The sequence below is a fragment of the Streptomyces sp. NPDC093064 genome (genome assembly GCF_044754605.1).
GTDB lineage: Bacteria > Actinomycetota > Actinomycetes > Streptomycetales > Streptomycetaceae > Streptomyces.
The window spans coordinates 27,113-43,221 of record NZ_JBIVPK010000039.1 but is presented as its reverse complement, the minus strand read 5'-3'; the positions used below and the strand labels follow the sequence as shown (position 1 = coordinate 43,221).

General features: G+C 71.3%; 15 protein-coding genes. 12 read left to right on the top strand and 3 right to left on the bottom strand.

Going from position 1 to position 16,109, the window contains the following annotated elements:
- Window positions 1-76 precede the first annotated feature (76 nt).
- The 7 genes from ccrA to pssA all read left to right on the top strand — a co-directional run bounded on the left by ccrA (window position 77) and on the right by pssA (window position 7,943).
- Window positions 77-1,414 carry a crotonyl-CoA carboxylase/reductase gene (gene ccrA, locus ACIQFZ_RS32405; RefSeq protein ID WP_402692891.1) on the top strand — a complete coding sequence of 446 codons (1,338 nt, stop codon included), beginning with the start codon at window positions 77-79 and terminating at the stop codon, window positions 1,412-1,414.
- Between the two features lie 9 nt (window positions 1,415-1,423).
- Entirely contained in the window at window positions 1,424-3,472 is a 2,049-nt protein-coding gene (locus ACIQFZ_RS32400) for a protein meaA (protein WP_365419125.1), read from the top strand.
- A complete protein-coding gene (locus ACIQFZ_RS32395; protein ID WP_365419122.1) occupies window positions 3,469-4,491 on the top strand; it encodes a CoA ester lyase in 1,023 nt (340 codons plus the stop codon). The genes ACIQFZ_RS32400 and ACIQFZ_RS32395 overlap by 4 nt, the downstream gene beginning before the upstream one ends.
- A 5-nt stretch (window positions 4,492-4,496) precedes the next feature.
- Window positions 4,497-5,066: a MaoC family dehydratase gene (locus ACIQFZ_RS32390; protein WP_365419119.1), complete on the top strand. Its 570-nt coding sequence runs from the start codon at window positions 4,497-4,499 to the stop codon at window positions 5,064-5,066.
- Between the two features lie 3 nt (window positions 5,067-5,069).
- The gene (locus ACIQFZ_RS32385; RefSeq protein ID WP_365419116.1) at window positions 5,070-6,275 is read left to right on the top strand and encodes an acyl-CoA dehydrogenase family protein; all 1,206 of its coding nucleotides are present in this window, start codon (window positions 5,070-5,072) and stop codon (window positions 6,273-6,275) included.
- A gap of 170 nt (window positions 6,276-6,445) precedes the next feature.
- Window positions 6,446-7,102, top strand: coding sequence for a phosphatidylserine decarboxylase (locus ACIQFZ_RS32380; RefSeq protein WP_281156604.1), 657 nt, complete (start codon window positions 6,446-6,448; stop codon window positions 7,100-7,102).
- A 22-nt stretch (window positions 7,103-7,124) separates the two neighbouring features.
- A complete protein-coding gene (gene pssA, locus ACIQFZ_RS32375; RefSeq protein WP_326806356.1) occupies window positions 7,125-7,943 on the top strand; it encodes a CDP-diacylglycerol--serine O-phosphatidyltransferase in 819 nt (272 codons plus the stop codon).
- 775 nt (window positions 7,944-8,718) lie between these two features.
- Here pssA and ACIQFZ_RS32370 read toward each other — a convergent pair.
- Window positions 8,719-9,861 carry a glycerate kinase gene (locus ACIQFZ_RS32370; RefSeq protein ID WP_402692890.1) on the bottom strand — a complete coding sequence of 381 codons (1,143 nt, stop codon included), beginning with the start codon at window positions 9,859-9,861 and terminating at the stop codon, window positions 8,719-8,721.
- A gap of 203 nt (window positions 9,862-10,064) precedes the next feature.
- On the opposite strand from ACIQFZ_RS32370, the gene ACIQFZ_RS32365 reads away from it, so the two are divergent.
- The 4 genes from ACIQFZ_RS32365 to ACIQFZ_RS32350 all read left to right on the top strand — a co-directional run bounded on the left by ACIQFZ_RS32365 (window position 10,065) and on the right by ACIQFZ_RS32350 (window position 13,338).
- Window positions 10,065-11,147 carry an ADP-ribosylglycohydrolase family protein gene (locus ACIQFZ_RS32365; protein WP_402692880.1) on the top strand — a complete coding sequence of 361 codons (1,083 nt, stop codon included), beginning with the start codon at window positions 10,065-10,067 and terminating at the stop codon, window positions 11,145-11,147.
- 249 nt (window positions 11,148-11,396) lie between these two features.
- Window positions 11,397-11,939: a DUF3558 family protein gene (locus ACIQFZ_RS32360; RefSeq protein WP_383057802.1), complete on the top strand. Its 543-nt coding sequence runs from the start codon at window positions 11,397-11,399 to the stop codon at window positions 11,937-11,939.
- A gap of 91 nt (window positions 11,940-12,030) precedes the next feature.
- Entirely contained in the window at window positions 12,031-12,522 is a 492-nt protein-coding gene (locus ACIQFZ_RS32355; protein ID WP_402692879.1) for an NUDIX domain-containing protein, read from the top strand.
- A gap of 75 nt (window positions 12,523-12,597) precedes the next feature.
- A complete protein-coding gene (locus tag ACIQFZ_RS32350; RefSeq protein WP_402692878.1) occupies window positions 12,598-13,338 on the top strand; it encodes an SIR2 family NAD-dependent protein deacylase in 741 nt (246 codons plus the stop codon).
- Here ACIQFZ_RS32350 and ACIQFZ_RS32345 read toward each other — a convergent pair.
- Both ACIQFZ_RS32345 and ACIQFZ_RS32340 read right to left on the bottom strand, forming a co-directional pair.
- The gene (locus tag ACIQFZ_RS32345) at window positions 13,335-13,817 is read right to left on the bottom strand and encodes a methylated-DNA--[protein]-cysteine S-methyltransferase (protein WP_365417858.1); all 483 of its coding nucleotides are present in this window, start codon (window positions 13,815-13,817) and stop codon (window positions 13,335-13,337) included. The two genes, ACIQFZ_RS32350 and ACIQFZ_RS32345, sit on opposite strands and share 4 nt — an antisense overlap.
- Before the next feature lie 12 nt (window positions 13,818-13,829).
- The gene (locus ACIQFZ_RS32340; protein ID WP_365417857.1) at window positions 13,830-15,335 is read right to left on the bottom strand and encodes an AlkA N-terminal domain-containing protein; all 1,506 of its coding nucleotides are present in this window, start codon (window positions 15,333-15,335) and stop codon (window positions 13,830-13,832) included.
- Between the two features lie 140 nt (window positions 15,336-15,475).
- On the opposite strand from ACIQFZ_RS32340, the gene ACIQFZ_RS32335 reads away from it, so the two are divergent.
- Window positions 15,476-16,057 (top strand): DUF488 family protein, encoded by a 582-nt coding sequence (locus ACIQFZ_RS32335; protein WP_402692877.1) that lies wholly within the window; start codon window positions 15,476-15,478, stop codon window positions 16,055-16,057.
- The last annotated feature ends 52 nt before the right edge of the window (window positions 16,058-16,109 follow it).

Genomic DNA, 16,109 nt, shown 5'->3' with positions numbered 1-16,109 from the left:
CACCTCTCAGCAGCACCGACGTAACCCCCAGCGCCCCTCCCTCAGGGCGCTCGACGCCGGAGGCAACACCGTGACCGTGAAGGACATCCTGGGGGCGATCCAGTCGCCGGACGCCACGTCCGCCGACTTCGCCGCCCTGCCACTGCCCGAGTCGTACCGCGCGATCACCGTGCACAAGGACGAGACGGAGATGTTCGACGGGCTCGCCACCCGCGACAAGGACCCGCGCAAGTCCCTGCACCTGGACGAGGTGCCGCTGCCCGAGCTGGGCCCGGGCGAGGCCCTGGTGGCCGTCATGGCCTCCTCGGTCAACTACAACTCGGTGTGGACCTCGATCTTCGAACCGCTGTCCACGTTCGGCTTCCTGGAGCGCTACGGCCGGCTCAGCGAGCTCACCAGGCGCCACGACCTGCCGTACCACATCATCGGCTCCGACCTGGCCGGAGTCGTCCTGCGCACCGGCCCCGGCGTCAACGCCTGGCAGCCCGGTGACGAGGTCGTCGCGCACTGCCTCTCCGTCGAGCTGGAGTCGAGCGACGGCCACAACGACACGATGCTCGACCCGGAGCAGCGCATCTGGGGCTTCGAGACCAACTTCGGCGGCCTCGCCGAGATCGCGCTCGTCAAGTCCAACCAGCTGATGCCCAAGCCCGGCCATCTGAGCTGGGAGGAGGCCGCAGCCCCCGGCCTGGTCAACTCCACCGCCTACCGCCAGCTGGTGTCCCGCAACGGCGCCGGCATGAAGCAGGGCGACAACGTGCTCATCTGGGGCGCGAGCGGCGGACTCGGCAGCTACGCCACGCAGTTCGCCCTCGCCGGCGGCGCGACCCCGGTCTGCGTCGTCTCCAGCGAGCAGAAGGCGGACCTCTGCCGCGCCATGGGCGCCGAGGCGATCATCGACCGCACCGCCGAGGGGTACCGGTTCTGGAAGGACGAGCACACCCAGGACCCCAAGGAGTGGAAGCGCTTCGGCAAGCGCATCCGCGAACTCACCGGCGGCGAGGACGTCGACATCGTCTTCGAGCACCCCGGCCGCGAGACCTTCGGCGCGAGCGTGTACGTCACCCGCAAGGGCGGCACCATCGTCACCTGCGCCTCCACCTCGGGCTACACCCACGAGTACGACAACCGCTACCTGTGGATGTCCCTGAAGCGCATCGTCGGCTCCCACTTCGCCAACTACCGCGAGGCCTGGGAGGCCAACCGCCTGATCGCCAAGGGCAAGATCCACCCGACGCTGTCCCGGGTCTACTCCCTGGAGGACACCGGGCAGGCGGCGTACGACGTGCACCGCAACCTGCACCAGGGCAAGGTCGGCGTGCTGTGCCTGGCGCCCGAGGAGGGCCTGGGCGTGCGCGACGAGGAGATGCGCGCCCGGCACATCGACGCCATCAACCGCTTCCGGAACATCTGAGAGGCGCACATGAGTGAGCGTCAGACACCGCGGGCGCACGCGGACAGAGACCGGCCGTGGCTCATGCGCACCTACGCCGGCCACTCCACGGCCGAGGCCTCCAACGAGCTGTACCGGCGCAACCTCGCCAAGGGCCAGACCGGTCTGTCGGTGGCGTTCGACCTGCCGACGCAGACCGGTTACGACGCCGACCACGTCCTCGCCCGCGGCGAGGTCGGCCGGGTCGGCGTGCCGGTCGCGCACCTCGGCGACATGCGCCGGCTGTTCCAGGACATCCCCTTGGAGCAGACGAACACCTCGATGACGATCAACGCCACGGCCATGTGGCTGCTGGCGCTCTACCAGGTCGTCGCGGAGGAGCAGGGCGCGGACATCACCAAGCTCCAGGGCACGACCCAGAACGACATCGTCAAGGAGTACCTGTCCCGCGGCACGCACGTCTTCCCGCCGGGTCCGAGCCTCCGGCTGACCACGGACATGATCGCGTACACGGTCTCCCACATGCCCAAGTGGAACCCGATCAACATCTGCAGCTACCACCTCCAGGAGGCCGGCGCCACGCCGGTGCAGGAGATCGCGTACGCGATGTCCACCGCGATCGCCGTCCTGGACGCGGTGCGCGACAGCGGCCAGGTGCCGCAGGAGCGCATGGGCGATGTCGTCGGCCGCATCTCCTTCTTCGTGAACGCGGGCGTCCGCTTCGTCGAGGAGATGTGCAAGATGCGGGCGTTCGGCCGCGTCTGGGACCGGATCACCCGCGAGCGGTACGGCATCGAGGACCCCAGGCACCGCCGCTTCCGCTACGGCGTCCAGGTCAACTCCCTCGGCCTGACCGAGGCACAGCCGGAGAACAACGTCCAGCGGATCGTCCTGGAGATGCTGGCCGTCACCCTCTCCAAGGACGCACGCGCGCGTGCCGTGCAGCTCCCGGCCTGGAACGAGGCCCTCGGCCTGCCCCGGCCCTGGGACCAGCAGTGGTCGCTGCGCATCCAGCAGGTCCTGGCGTACGAGTCCGACCTGCTGGAGTACGAGGACATCTTCGAGGGCTCGAAGGTGGTCGAGGCGAAGGTGGCGGAGCTGGTCGAGGCGGTCCTCGCCGAGATCGAGCACATCCAGGAGCTGGGCGGCGCGATGGCCGCCGTGGAGTCCGGTTACCTGAAGTCGCAGCTGGTCGCCTCGCACGCCGAGCGCCGGGCCCGGATCGAGTCGGGCCGGGAGAAGATCGTCGGCGTCAACATATTCGAGGGCACCGAGCCGAACCCGCTCACCGCCGATCTGGACACCGCGATCCAGACGGTCGACCCGGCCGTCGAGGCCCGTGTGACCGCCTCGCTCCGGCACTGGCGCGACACCCGCTACCAGCCGCCGTTCAACCACCCGCGCCCCTGCAAGGCGCTGGAGCGGCTGAAGGAGGCGGCCAAGGGCTCCGGCAACCTCATGGAGGCCACGCTGGAGTGCGCCCGCTCGGGTGTCACGACCGGCGAGTGGGCCGGGGCTCTGCGCGAGGTGTTCGGCGAGTTCCGGGCGCCGACCGGGGTGTCCTCCGCTCCGGTGGCCGTGACCGCCGAGGAGGGCTCGGCCCTGTCCGAGGTGCGGCGCAAGGTGGACGCCACCGCCCGAGACCTGGGCGTGGGCAAGCTGCGCTTCCTGGTCGGCAAGCCGGGCCTGGACGGCCACTCCAACGGCGCCGAGCAGATCGCCGTACGGGCCCGCGACGCCGGGTTCGAGGTGGTCTACCAGGGCATCCGGCTCACCCCCGAGCAGATCGTGGACGCGGCCCTCGCCGAGGACGTGCACGCGGTCGGCCTGTCCATCCTGTCCGGCTCGCACGCCCAACTGGTGCCGGACGTGCTGGAGCGGCTGCGCCAGGCCGGCGCGGCCGACATCCCGGTGATCGCCGGCGGGATCATTCCGAACGGTGACGCCGAGCAGCTCAGGGCCGCGGGAGTGGCCGCGGTCTTCACCCCGAAGGACTTCGACATCACCGGGATCATCGGCCGTATCGTCGACGAGATCCGGAAAGCGAACAAGCTCGACCCCCTGGAGGTCCCCGCATGACCGCCCGCCCGTCGCCCGCCACCACCCCTTCAGCGAGCGGCTCCGCCGCGCCCCTTCCTGATCAGGTCGACCGCCTACGTCCGCGGCGCTCCTGCCTGGCCGTACCGGGCTCGAACCCCCGTTTCCTGGAGAAGGCGCAGGGCCTGCCCGCCGACCAGGTGTTCCTCGACCTGGAGGACGCCTGCGCGCCGCTCGCCAAGCCGGAGGCGCGGCACACCATCGTCAAGTTCCTCAACGAGGGCGACTGGACGGGCAAGACCAGGGTGGTGCGGGTCAACGACTGGACGACCGAGTGGACGTACCGGGACGTCGTGACGGTGGTCGAGGGCGCGGGCCAGAACCTGGACTGCATCATGCTGCCGAAGGTGCAGGACGCCCAGCAGGTCGTCGCGCTCGACCTGCTGCTGACGCAGATCGAGAAGACCATGGGCTTCGAAGTGGGCCGCATCGGCATCGAGGCGCAGATCGAGAACGCGCGGGGCCTGAACAACGTCAACGAGATCGCGCAGGCCTCCGAGCGCATCGAGACGATCATCTTCGGCCCGGCTGACTTCATGGCGTCGATCAACATGAAGTCGCTCGTCGTGGGCGAGCAGCCGCCCGGCTACCCGGCGGACGCCTACCACTACATCCTGATGAAGATCCTGATGGCCGCGCGCGCCAACGACCTCCAGGCGATCGACGGCCCCTACCTTCAGATCCGCAACGTCGACGGCTTCCGCGAGGTGGCGGGGCGGGCCGCCGCCCTCGGCTTCGACGGCAAGTGGGTGCTGCACCCCGGCCAGGTGGAGGCCGCCAACGAGGTCTTCTCACCGTCCCAGGAGGACTACGACCACGCGGAGCTGATCCTGGACGCGTACGAGTACTGCACGTCCGAGGCGGGTGGCAAGAAGGGGTCGGCGATGCTCGGCGACGAGATGATCGACGAGGCCAGCCGCAAGATGGCGCTGGTCATCGCGGGCAAGGGCCGCGCGGCGGGCATGCGGCGCACCAGCACGTTCGAGATCCCGGAGGGCTGAGCGGCATGCAGTTCGGACGGACCTTCGAGGAGTTCGAGGTCGGGGCGGTCTACAAGCACTGGCCGGGCAAGACGGTCACGGAGTACGACGACCACCTGTTCTGCCTCCTGACCATGAACCACCACCCGCTCCACATGGACGCCAACTACGCAGAGAAGACGACCGACTTCGGCAAGAACGTCGTCGTGGGCAACTACATCTACTCCCTGCTGCTCGGCATGTCCGTCCCGGACGTCTCCGGCAAGGCCATCGCCAACCTGGAGATCGAGTCGCTCAAGCACGTGGCGCCGACCTTCCACGGCGACACGATCTACGGCGAGACGACCGTGCTCGACAAGTGGCCGTCGAAGTCGAAGAGCGACCGCGGCATCGTCCACGTCGAGACCAGGGGCTACAAGCAGGACGGCACGCTGGTGTGCACCTTCCGGCGCAAGGTGATGGTGCCGACCGAGACGTACACCAAGGAGCGCGGCGGCGAACAGCCGGGCCGCCCGCCCGTCTCCCACCACCACCCTCAAACGACGCCCCCGCGGGGCGGCACACCCAATTCGGAACCCAGGGAGCAGGGGAAGTAGGCCATGGCCCGACTCGCCCAGACCGCCGGTCTGACGGACGTGCAGCAGGAGATCGTCTCCACCGTCCGGGACTTTGTCGACAAGGAGATCATCCCGGTCGCGACCGAGCTGGAGCACCGCGACGAGTACCCGCAAGCGATCGTGGACGGCCTGAAGGAACTGGGCCTGTTCGGTCTGATGATCCCCGAGGAGTACGGGGGCCTGGGCGAGTCGCTGCTGACGTACGCGCTGTGCGTGGAGGAGATCGCCCGCGGCTGGATGTCGGTGTCCGGCATCATCAACACGCACTTCATCGTCGCGTACATGCTCAAGCAGCACGGCACGCAGGAGCAGAAGGACCACTTCCTGCCCCGAATGGCGGCAGGCGACGTCCGCGGCGCCTTCTCGATGTCGGAGCCGGGCCTGGGCTCCGATGTGTCGGCGATCACGTCGAAGGCGGTGAAGGACGGCGACGAGTACGTCCTGACCGGCCAGAAGATGTGGCTGACGAACGGCGGTACGTCGTCACTCGTGGCGGTCCTTGTCAGAAGCGACGAGGGCCACCCCGAGGGCACCGCGCCCCACAAGTCCATGACGACCTTCCTGGTGGAGAAGGAGCCCGGCTTCGGCGAGGTCCGTCCCGGACTGACCATCCCCGGCAAGATCGACAAGATGGGCTACAAGGGCGTCGACACCACCGAGCTGATCATGGACGGGCTGCGCGTCCCGGCCGACCGGGTGCTCGGCGGCACCACCGGCCGCGGCTTCTACCAGATGATGGACGGCGTCGAGGTCGGCCGGGTGAACGTGGCGGCCAGGGGGTGCGGCGTCGCCCAGCGCGCCTTCGAGCTGGGTGTGGCCTACGCCCAGCAGCGCCACACCTTCGGCAAGCCGATCGCCCAGCACCAGGCCATCCAGTTCAAGCTGGCGGAGATGGCCACCAAGGTCGAGGCCGCCCACGCCATGATGGTGAACGCGGCCCGCAAGAAGGACTCGGGCGAGCGCAACGACCTCGAGGCCGGCATGGCGAAGTACCTGGCCTCCGAGTACTGCAAGGAGGTCGTGGAGGACGCCTTCCGCATCCACGGCGGCTACGGCTTCTCCAAGGAGTACGAGATCGAGCGCCTGTACCGTGAGGCACCCATGCTGCTCATCGGTGAAGGCACCGCCGAGATCCAGAAAATGATCATCGGTCGCAGGCTGCTCGAAGAGTATCGGTTCCAGGGCTGAATGTCCGGCTACGGGGTGTTTTCTTCGAGAAGAAGATCACACCCTGTCAGCGGTGTTCGGCAGCCGACTCGGCAGCTCGGCTTACCCAGTTGTGGCCCTTAACCGCTACGATCGCGGAAAGCCGCCGTCCCCCGTCGAAAACGCGGCATCATCCGCTACGAAGGTCATCCATGCCCCACAGCCAAACCTCTGCACATCGTGACAGCCTGGCCGGCGTACGCCTTGCGCGCGGAGCATCGCCGTGGCTTCTTCCGACCGTCGCCACCGCAGCCGTCAGCCTTCTGCGCGCCCGCCGCTCGGGTGCAGCCAAGGCCGTAGCCGTTCCCGCCACCGCGCTGGCGGCGGGGATGCTGTGGTTCTTCCGCGACCCCGAGCGCGAGATCGCACAGGGCCGGGTCATCTCGCCCGCCGACGGTGTGGTGCAGAGCATCATGCCGTGGAAGGACGGCCGCACCCGCGTCGCGATCTTCATGAGCCCGCTGAACGTCCATGTCAACCGCGCCCCGCTCTCCGGCACGGTCACCTCGGTCGAGCACGTCCCCGGCGGGTTCGTTCCGGCTTTCAACAAGGAGAGCGAGAACAACGAGCGGGTCGTCTGGCACTTCGACACCGAGCTCGGCGACATCGAGATGGTCCAGATCGCCGGCGCGGTGGCCCGCCGCATCGTCCCCTACATCCCGTCCGGCACCAAGGTCGAGCAGGGCGAGCGGATCGGTCTGATCCGTTTCGGTTCGCGCGTCGACCTGTACCTGCCCGAGGGCGTGGACGTCGCGGTCGAGGTCGGCCAGAAGACCGTGGCTGGGGTGACTCGCATTGACCGTCATTGATCCCGAGACCCAGGCCGGCTGGGTGCCGGAGGCGGACGAGGTGGACGAAGAGGAGGAGATGCCCCTCTCGTTGCGCCTGTCGATAGCGGACACCCTCACCCTGGGCAACGCGACCTGCGGCTTCATGGCGGTGTACTTCACCACCACCGGCATCCTGATCCCGCACCTGACCGGCAACGACGAGTCGGCCGGCATGGCCCGGCACAGCGCTGCCACGGCGGTCATCCTGATGCTGTGCGCGGCGGTCTTCGACCTGTTCGACGGCCTGGTCGCGAGGAAGCTGCGCTCCTCCCCCATGGGCGCGGAACTGGACAACCTCTCCGACCTGATCAGCTTCGGCCTGGCCCCGGCGTACTTCGTCCTCGTCTACGGCATGGTCGCGGACGACGCCCACCAGAGGGTGGCGGCCCTCGGCGCGATCGTGGTCCTGCTGGCGGTGGTCCTCCGGCTCGCGAGATTCTCCTGCGTCACGCTGAAGGACGGCATGTTCCAGGGCATGCCCTCCCCCTTCGGCGCATTGACGGTGGTCTCGATCGTCCTCCTCGAGCTCCCCTTCGTGGCGACGCTGCTGGCCATCGTCGGCACGGCATGGCTGATGGTGAGCCGAGTGGAGTACCCGAAGCCGAGGGGCCGCCTGGCGGTGGCCATGCTGTCCTGGATCGTCCTGTCCATGGGCCTCCTGGCAGCCTGGGCCTTCGACGCCCCGAGCGGCCAGCTCCTCCTCCAGACCGGCTGCGCCCTGCAACTGGTCATGGGCGCGGTGATCCCCCTGTTCGCCACGGCCCGCCGGGTGAACAACTTCCGCGACAACCGCCGCGAGGCACGGGCGGCCCAGCCGTAGCGCTCCGCTGCGGCCGCCGAATGGGAAGGGCCCCGAACCGTGAGGTTCGGGGCCCTTCCCATGTTGCGGGCCACCGCCGGGCTCCCGGGGCTCGGGGCGGTGGGGTGGAGCGGGGCGCGGGGGCGCGGGGAGGCGTCGAGGACCCCGGTGGGGGTGCAGGTGAGGGGGCATCCCAGCCAGGGCCGCGTGCGCACGTCTCGGCGGGGGCCGCAGGGCACAGGGCCGGAGCCGCGCTGGGGCAGGTGGGGCGAAAGGGGCGATGTCCTGCCGAGGCGCAGGAGCGGGGCGCAGGGGCGGGGTGCAGGGGCGAAGCCCCGCTGGGGTGCAGGGGCGAAGCCCCGCGGGGGTCTGGGGCGGAGCCCCAGGAACGGTCACCTGAGCCCTAGCGAGTCGGGCGGGCGGGTGGGCCAAGCATCCGGGGCGGAGCCCCGACGGTGCAGGGGCAGAGCCCCGCCGGGGCCTGGGGCGGAGCCCCAGGAACGGTCACCTGAGCCCTAGCGAGTCGGGCGGGCGGGTGGGCCAAGCATCCGGGGCGGAGCCCCGACGGGGTGCAGGGGCAGAGCCCCGCCGGGGCCTGGGGCGGAGCCCCAGGAACGGCCACCTGAGCCCCACCGAGTCGGGCGGGCGGGTGGGCACAGCCCGGGGCGAAGCCCCAGGGACGGCCACCTCACCCCCACCGAGCCAGGCGGGCCGGTAGGGGCTGGGGCGGAGCCCCAGGGAACCGCGTCCTCAGACCCACCCAGCCGGAAAGGCCCCGTAGGCAAAGACCGACCCGTCACCCCAGCCGGTCCCGCCCGATCCGCTCAGCCACCTGCTCAAGGATCCGCCCCGCATTCGCAATGCACGTGGCCACGTCCGGCTCGACCTCGGTCAGGGCATACGCCCGCCGGATCCCGGCGCGCTCCAGAACCTCCGGCTCCAGCGCCAGCCGCCCGCACACCGCGACCACCTCCTTGCCCGCCGCCCGCGCCGCCGCCGCGACCCCGGCCGGAGCCTTCCCATGCAGCGTCTGCTCGTCCAGGGAGCCCTCACCGGTGATCACCAGCGAGGCCCGCTCCAGCGCGGGGGCGAACCCCAGCACGTCGAGCATGACCTCGATCCCGGCCCGGAACCGCGCCCCGAGCAGCATCGCCCCGAACCCGATACCACCCGCCGCACCCGCCCCCGGCGACGCCGCGTACTCGGCGGCCCGGTTCCCGACCCCGCCCACACCCTCCAGAACCTTCGCGAAGTGCGCGAGCGCAGCGTCCAGCGTCGACACGTCCTGCGCCGAGGCCCCCTTCTGCGGCCCGTAGACCGCCGGAGCACCCTTCGGACCGGTCAGCGGATTGTCGACGTCGCTGGCGAGCACCAGCTCCACCGCGGCGAGCCGCGGGTCGAGCCCGGACAGGTCCGCCCGGACGAGTTCCGCCAGTCCCCCGCCACCCGGCGGGATCGGCTCCCCGTCCGCGTCCAGGAACCGCGCCCCGAGCGCGGCCAGCATCCCCGCGCCCCCGTCCGTCGTCGCACTCCCGCCGACGCCGAACACGATGGTGCGCGCCCCCGCGTCCAGCGCGGCCCGCAGCAGCTCTCCGGAGCCGTACGTGGACGCCGTGAGCGGCGCGAACACACCGGCCGGCAGCCGCTGCAACCCGCTGGCCTCGGCCATCTCCACGACTGCCGTGTCGCCGCGCAGCGCGAACGCGGCCGTCACCTCGTCCCCGAGGGGACCCGCGACCCGTACCTCCCGACGCTCGAACCCGGCCGCGACCGCCGCGTCCACGGTCCCGTCGCCGCCGTCGGCGACGGGCAGCGCCTCCACCTCCACGTCCGGCACGACCCGGCGCAGCCCGGCCGTCACGCGCTCGGCGACCTGCACGGCCGTCAGCGAGCCCTTGAACTTGTCCGCGGCAACCAGCACCCTCCGGGTGCCTCGCACTGCAGCGTCCGCCACCTTGACATCCCCTTGCTCTCCGGGCCCCGCACGTCAGGGCCAGTCGCGCCGCTGCGACCTTAACCGCCGACCGCCCCCGCCGTCATGCCCCGCCCGGACCCTGAGAAGCCCCTGACGTGCCCGTGGACCCCGCGGACGTACCGATGAACCCCGAGCGGCCGCCCCCGGAATCCGGTAGACCGGTTCCCATGACCGCTGTGGACGCCGCCGTGGACACCGGACCAGCGCTCGCCGACCGTATCCACGGCGGCTGGCTGGGCCGGATCGCCGGCAACATGCTCGGCAAGCCGGTGGAGCAGGGCGACGTGTGGACGCGCGACCGCATCGACCGCTACCTGCGCGCGGCCGACGCGCTGCCGCTCACCGACTACCTGCCCGAGCCGGTCGGCGACGACGGCCCGCCGCTGCGCCCCGAGTGGCGAAGCTGCGTCCGCGGCCGCATCCACGGCAGCTGCCGCGACGACGACGTCGACTACGCGATCCTGGGACTGGACCTCCTGGAGACGCACGGCTTCGACTTCACCACCGAGCAGGTCGGCGAGCTGTGGCTGCGGCGTCTGCCGTACCTTCAGACGTTCACCGCGGAGCGGGCCGCGTACCGCAATCTCGCGAACGGCCTCAAGCCGCCGCTGACGGCCACGTACGACAACCCGTACCAGGAGTGGATCGGCGCCCTGATCCGCGCCGACATCCACGGCTGGACCAGCCCCGGCGACCCGCGCCGCGCCGCCTCGCTGGCCCGCCGCGACGCGGTCCTGTCGCACACCGGCAACGGCGTCTACGGCGCCATGTGGGCGGCGGCACTGATCGCGGCGGCTTTCACCGCGCCGACCGTCCGCGCCGCCGTCAACACCGCGCTGACGGTGATCCCGGCCGGCAGCCGCCTGGCTCGCACGGTGCGCCGGGCCCTCGCCCTGCACGAGGCCGGCCTGTCCTGGGAGGACGCGCTCGACACCCTCGCGGAGGAGACCGCCGGTCTCGGCTGGATCCACACGGTGCCGAACGCCGCCGTCATCACGGCCGGCCTGCTCTACGGTGGGGGCGACTTCACCCGCACCATCGCGCTGACCGTCCGCGCCGGCCTGGACACCGACTCCAACGGCGCGACGGCCGGCTCGGTGGCGGGCGTCATGACGGGCGCTGCGGCCGTCCCCGCCCGGTGGAAGGACCCCCTCGAGGACACGGTCCGCAGCGCGGTCTTCGGCTTCGACGGTGTCCACATCAGCGAGCTGGCGGAACGCACCCTGCGTCTGGCCCTCCTCGACGCCTGAGAGGACCGCACCCACGGCACCCGGTTCCCGCCGGCGCCCGCTACGGCATGGTGCGTTCCGTCCGCCCTTCTTGCACTTCTCCACAACATGAACACACTGCGGTCACCAATCCGCACCATACGCGGACTCTCGCCCTACGAGCCGGGATGCTGGTCCGGCAACGGCCCCACCAGCCCTGACGGTCGGCAGAAACGCAGAACACGCAGAGAACGCAGAGAACGCAGAGAACGCAGAAACCAGGAGGACACCATGACTCTCATCCGTGTGCGCCAAGGTTCGGCCCTGCTGTCCACGACCCTGCTCGCGGTCCTCGGCCTGGCCGGCTGCGGCGGCTCCGGCGAGAAGGCGCCCACCGTCGGCTCCGCGCCTTCCGCGACCGCTTCACAGGGGGGAGCCGCTCCCTCCGCTCCGCCGAAGAAGGCCCCGGCGAACCCGTGCGCGCTCATCTCCCTTCAGGAGGCCCAGGAGCTGGGAGGCACGTCCGTCGAGGGGAAGAAGAGCGAGGACACCCCGGGCGGCTGCAGATACACCCACGAGGGGGTGCCGATCGCGTCCACCATCCAGGGGGACGAGGCCAAGCAGTTCATGGACGACATGCTCCGGGCAGCCGACCGCAAGCCGCTCACCGGCATCGGCGACGAGGCGACCGCCTACGACGACAAGGACCACGGGACGTTCGGACTCCTGTTCCGCACGTCGGGCACCTGGGTCGCGATGACCGTGGTGGCGGACCGGGCCGACAACGACCGGCGCCTGGAGGAGCTGGCCCGCAAGGTCGCCGCCCGGATGTGACCACGCCGGACGCCGGTCCCGGTGCCTCGGGTACGGGACCGGCGACGCGCTGCGTCGCACCGGTTGTCACGAGGCTCGTTACCCTTTTGGGATGACCACCGCGGACTACGCCACGTACATCGCCGGCCTTCCCCGGGTCCTCGCCGCTGCCGCCTGCGTCTTCCGCGACGCGGACGGCCAGGTGCTTCTCGTCGAGCCGAACTACCGGGACGGGTGGACGCTGCCCGGCGGCACCGTCGAGTCCGACGACGGGGAGACCCCACGCCAGGGCGCGCGTCGCGAGACGCTGGAGGAGATCGGGCTCGACCGCGAGCCGGGGCGGCTGCTCGTCGTGGACTGGGTGCCCGGCACTGCACGGCCACCGCTGGTGGCGTACCTCTACGACGGCGGGGTCCTCACCGACGGCGACCTCAAGACGATCCGCCTCCAGGAGGAGGAGCTGCTGTCCTGGCGCCTGGTGACCCGCGACGCACTCGCCGCCCACCTGCCGGGCGCCCTGGGCCGCCGCGTCCTGACCGCCCTCGACGTCCTGACCGACGGCACGGGCACGGCGGAACTGGAGAACGGCCACCGCCCCGGATGACCACCGGATGCCCCCGGCCCGGCACAGGCGAATATCCGTTCGCCCGCCCCGTTCCTCCGCCCTAACCTCGGTCCCATGACCAAACCCCTCGTCGCCATCCTCAGCGGCGCCGGCATCTCCACCGACTCCGGCATCCCTGACTACCGCGGCCCGAACGGCCTGTGGCGGCGGGATCCCGAGGCCGAGAAGCTCGTGACGTACGAGTACTACATGGGTGATCCGGAGATCCGGCGGCGGTCCTGGCGGATGCGGCGGAAGAACCGCGCGCTCGCCGCCGAGCCGAACGCCGCGCACCGGGCCGTGGCCGAGCTGGAGCGGGCCGGGGTGCCGGTCAGGGTGATCACGCAGAACGTGGACGGGCTGCACCAGCTCGCCGGGATGCCCGCCCGCAAGGTACTGGAACTGCACGGCAGCGTGCGCGGTGTGGTGTGCACGCGGTGCGGGGCGCGCGGGCCGATGGAGGACGCCCTGGAGCGGGTGGCGGCCGGCGAGGACGATCCACCGTGCCGGGAGTGCGGCGGGATCCTGAAGTCGGCGACCGTGATGTTCGGCGAGCGGCTCGATCCGCAGGTGCTCGGTCAGGCGGTCGCCATCACCAAGGCGTGCGAGGTGTTCATCGCGGTCGGCACCAGCCTCCAGGTGCAGCCGGCCGCCGGGCTCGCGGGGGTGGCCGCCGACCACGGGGCACGGCTGATCATCGTCAACGCCGAGCCGACCCCGTACGACGACATCGCCGACGAGGTCGTACGCGAGCCGATCGGCACGGCGCTCCCCGCACTGCTGCGCGGGCTGCGCGACGGCTCGTACAGCGGCTAGAAGAGCGCCGTACCCCGTTCGAAGTCCAGCAGGCGTCGCTTTCTGGGCAGGCCGCCGCCGTAGCCGGTGAGGCTGCCGCCGGCGCCGATCACGCGGTGGCAGGGGACGATGATGCCGATGGGGTTCTTGCCGTTGGCGAGGCCGACCGCGCGGGAGGCGCCCGGGTTGCCGAGGGCGGTGGCTAGTTCGCCGTAGGAGCGTGTCTCGCCGTAGGGGATCTTCCGCAGTTGGTCCCAGACCGTGCACTGGAACGGGGTGCCGTGCAGGCGCAGCGGGACGGTGAACTCCTTCAGTTCGCCCGTGAAGTAGGCCTCCAGTTGGTCGACGGCCTCGCCGAAGGGGCCGTCGTCGGGCTCGCCGAAGGACTCCTCGGGCGGGCGGTGGCGCTGATCGGTCATGTACAGGCCGCACAGGACGCCGTCGTCGGCGACGAGGGTGAGCAGGTCGTAGGGGCTGTCGATGACGGTGTACTGCTTCATGGCGGAACGTCCTCAGACGGGAAGGAAGTTGATCGGGTGGCTGTCGGTCGCCCACAGGTACTGCACGGCGTACGCCCGCCAGGGCCGCCAGGCCGCCGCGCGGGCGGTGAGCGCGGCCGGGGTGGACGGCAGGCCGAGTTCCTGTGCGGCGCGCCGGATGCCGAGGTCGGTGGGGAGGAAGGCGTCCGGGTCGCCCAGGGCGCGCATGGCGATGACGTCGACGGTCCAGGGGCCGAATCCGGGGAGTGCCAGGAGGCGGCCGCGGGTCTCCTCCCAGTCGCTCTCCACGCCCAAATGGAGCGTTCCGTCCGCGAGTTGACCGGCCAGGTTGAGCAGTGTCGTGCGCCGGGTGCGGGGCATCGCCAGCGATTCGGGGTCGAGGGCGGCCAGCGCCCCGGGGGCGGGGAAGAGGTGGGTGAGGCCGCCTTCGGGGTCGTCGACGGGCTCGCCGTGCGCGGCGGCCAGGCGGCCGGCGTGGGTGCGGGCGGCGGCCGTGGAGACCTGCTGGCCGAGCACGGCCCGCAGCGCGAACTCGCCCTCGTCCACGGTGCGCGGCACGCGCCGGCCGGGGGCCTTGTCGACCAGGGGCGCGAGGAACGGGTCGGTGCGCAGCTGGTCGTCGATGGCGACCGGATCGGCGTCCAGGTCGAGCATGCGCCGGCAGCGGCTGATGGCGACCGGAAGGTCCCGCAGGTCGCCGAGGGTGAGGCGGCAGGCGATGTGGTCCGGCTTCGGGGCCAGCGTGGCGATCCCGTGGCCGTAGGGCAGGCGCAGGGTCCTGCGGTAGGCGCCGTCGCGCCACTCCTCGACGCCGGGTACGGCGGTGGCCGCGAGGTGGCCGAAGAGGTTGTCCGGGTTGAGCGGGGCGCGGAACGGCAGGCGCAGGGAGAGGGCGCCAGGGGTGCCCGGGGCGCCGGGGCGCGTGCCGGGCTCGGTGGGCCGCCCGGGGGCGCGGGTGCGCAGTCCGCTGGGCGACAGGGCGAACACCTCGCGCACGGTGTCGTTGAAGGTGCGGATCGAGGAGAAGCCGGCGGCGAAGGCGATCTCCGCCATCGGCAGGGCGGTGGTCTCGATCAGCAGCCGGGCGGTCTGGGCGCGCTGGGCGCGGGCGAGCGCGAGCGGTCCGGCGCCGAGTTCGGCGCGGAGCTGGCGTTCGATCTGGCGGGTGCTGTAGCCGAGGCGGGCGGCGAGTCCGGGCACGCCCTCGCGGTCGACGACTCCGTCGGCGATCAGCCGCATGGCGCGGGCCACGGCGTCGGCGCGCTGGTTCCACTCCGGTGAGCCGGGGCTGGTATCGGGGCGGCAGCGCTTGCAGGCCCGGAAGCCGGCCTGCTGGCAGGCGGCCGCGCTCGGGTAGAAGGTCATGTTCTCCGGCTTGGGCGGCACCACCGGGCAGCTGGGCCGGCAGTAGATGCGGGTGGTCAGGACGGCGGTGAAGAACCAGCCGTCGAACCGCGCGTCCTTGGACCGTACTGCGCGCACACAGCGCTCTTGGTGGGTGTGCATCCCTTTCTGCATGCGTCCAGCATCCGGCACCGGGCGGGCCGGGGCTGGCGGGAATCCGACATCGACCTCGCGTGTCCTGGGTCCGCGGCGATCGCCCCCGGACGGGACGAGGTCCTCCGGCGCTCCGGAGGCATGAAGGCGATCCTGGAAGCATGGAGCAGCAGCCCCTCGTCGCCTTCGGACACGGTACGGCGGACCGCGAACGCCTCACGGAGCTGATCCGCGAGGCGGGGATCGCCGCCGTGGTGGACGTCAGGACCGCGCCCGGAAGCCGCCACAACCCGGACGTGGGCCGGGAGAGGCTGCTGGAGTGGCTTCCCGAGGGCGGGATCGCCTACCGCTGGGAACCGCGACTGGGCGGCTTCCGCAAGGTGCCTGCGGACTCGCCCGACACCGTCTGGCGCAACGAGGCCTTCCGCGGTTACGCCGCACACACGCGCACGGACGAGTTCCTCGACGCGATCGCCCAGCTCCTCGACGAGGCCGCGCGGCGGCGGACGGCCGTCATGTGCGCGGAGGCGGTCTGGTGGCGTTGCCACCGCCGTATCATCGCCGACTTCGTGGTGCTCGCCCGCGGACGGCCCGTCCTGCATCTGATGCACGACGGCCGGCTCGTCCCCCATCGGCTCAGCGAGGGAGTACGTCTGCGCGAGGACGGACTGCTCGTCTACGACGGTCGGCGGTCCCCGGACCGGCTCGTAGAGGGACGTGCACAGCCCGACGACGGAACCTAGGGTGGGATGCAGGTCTGTGGGGGTGGGGAGGGACCAAGGACGGTTCTGAACC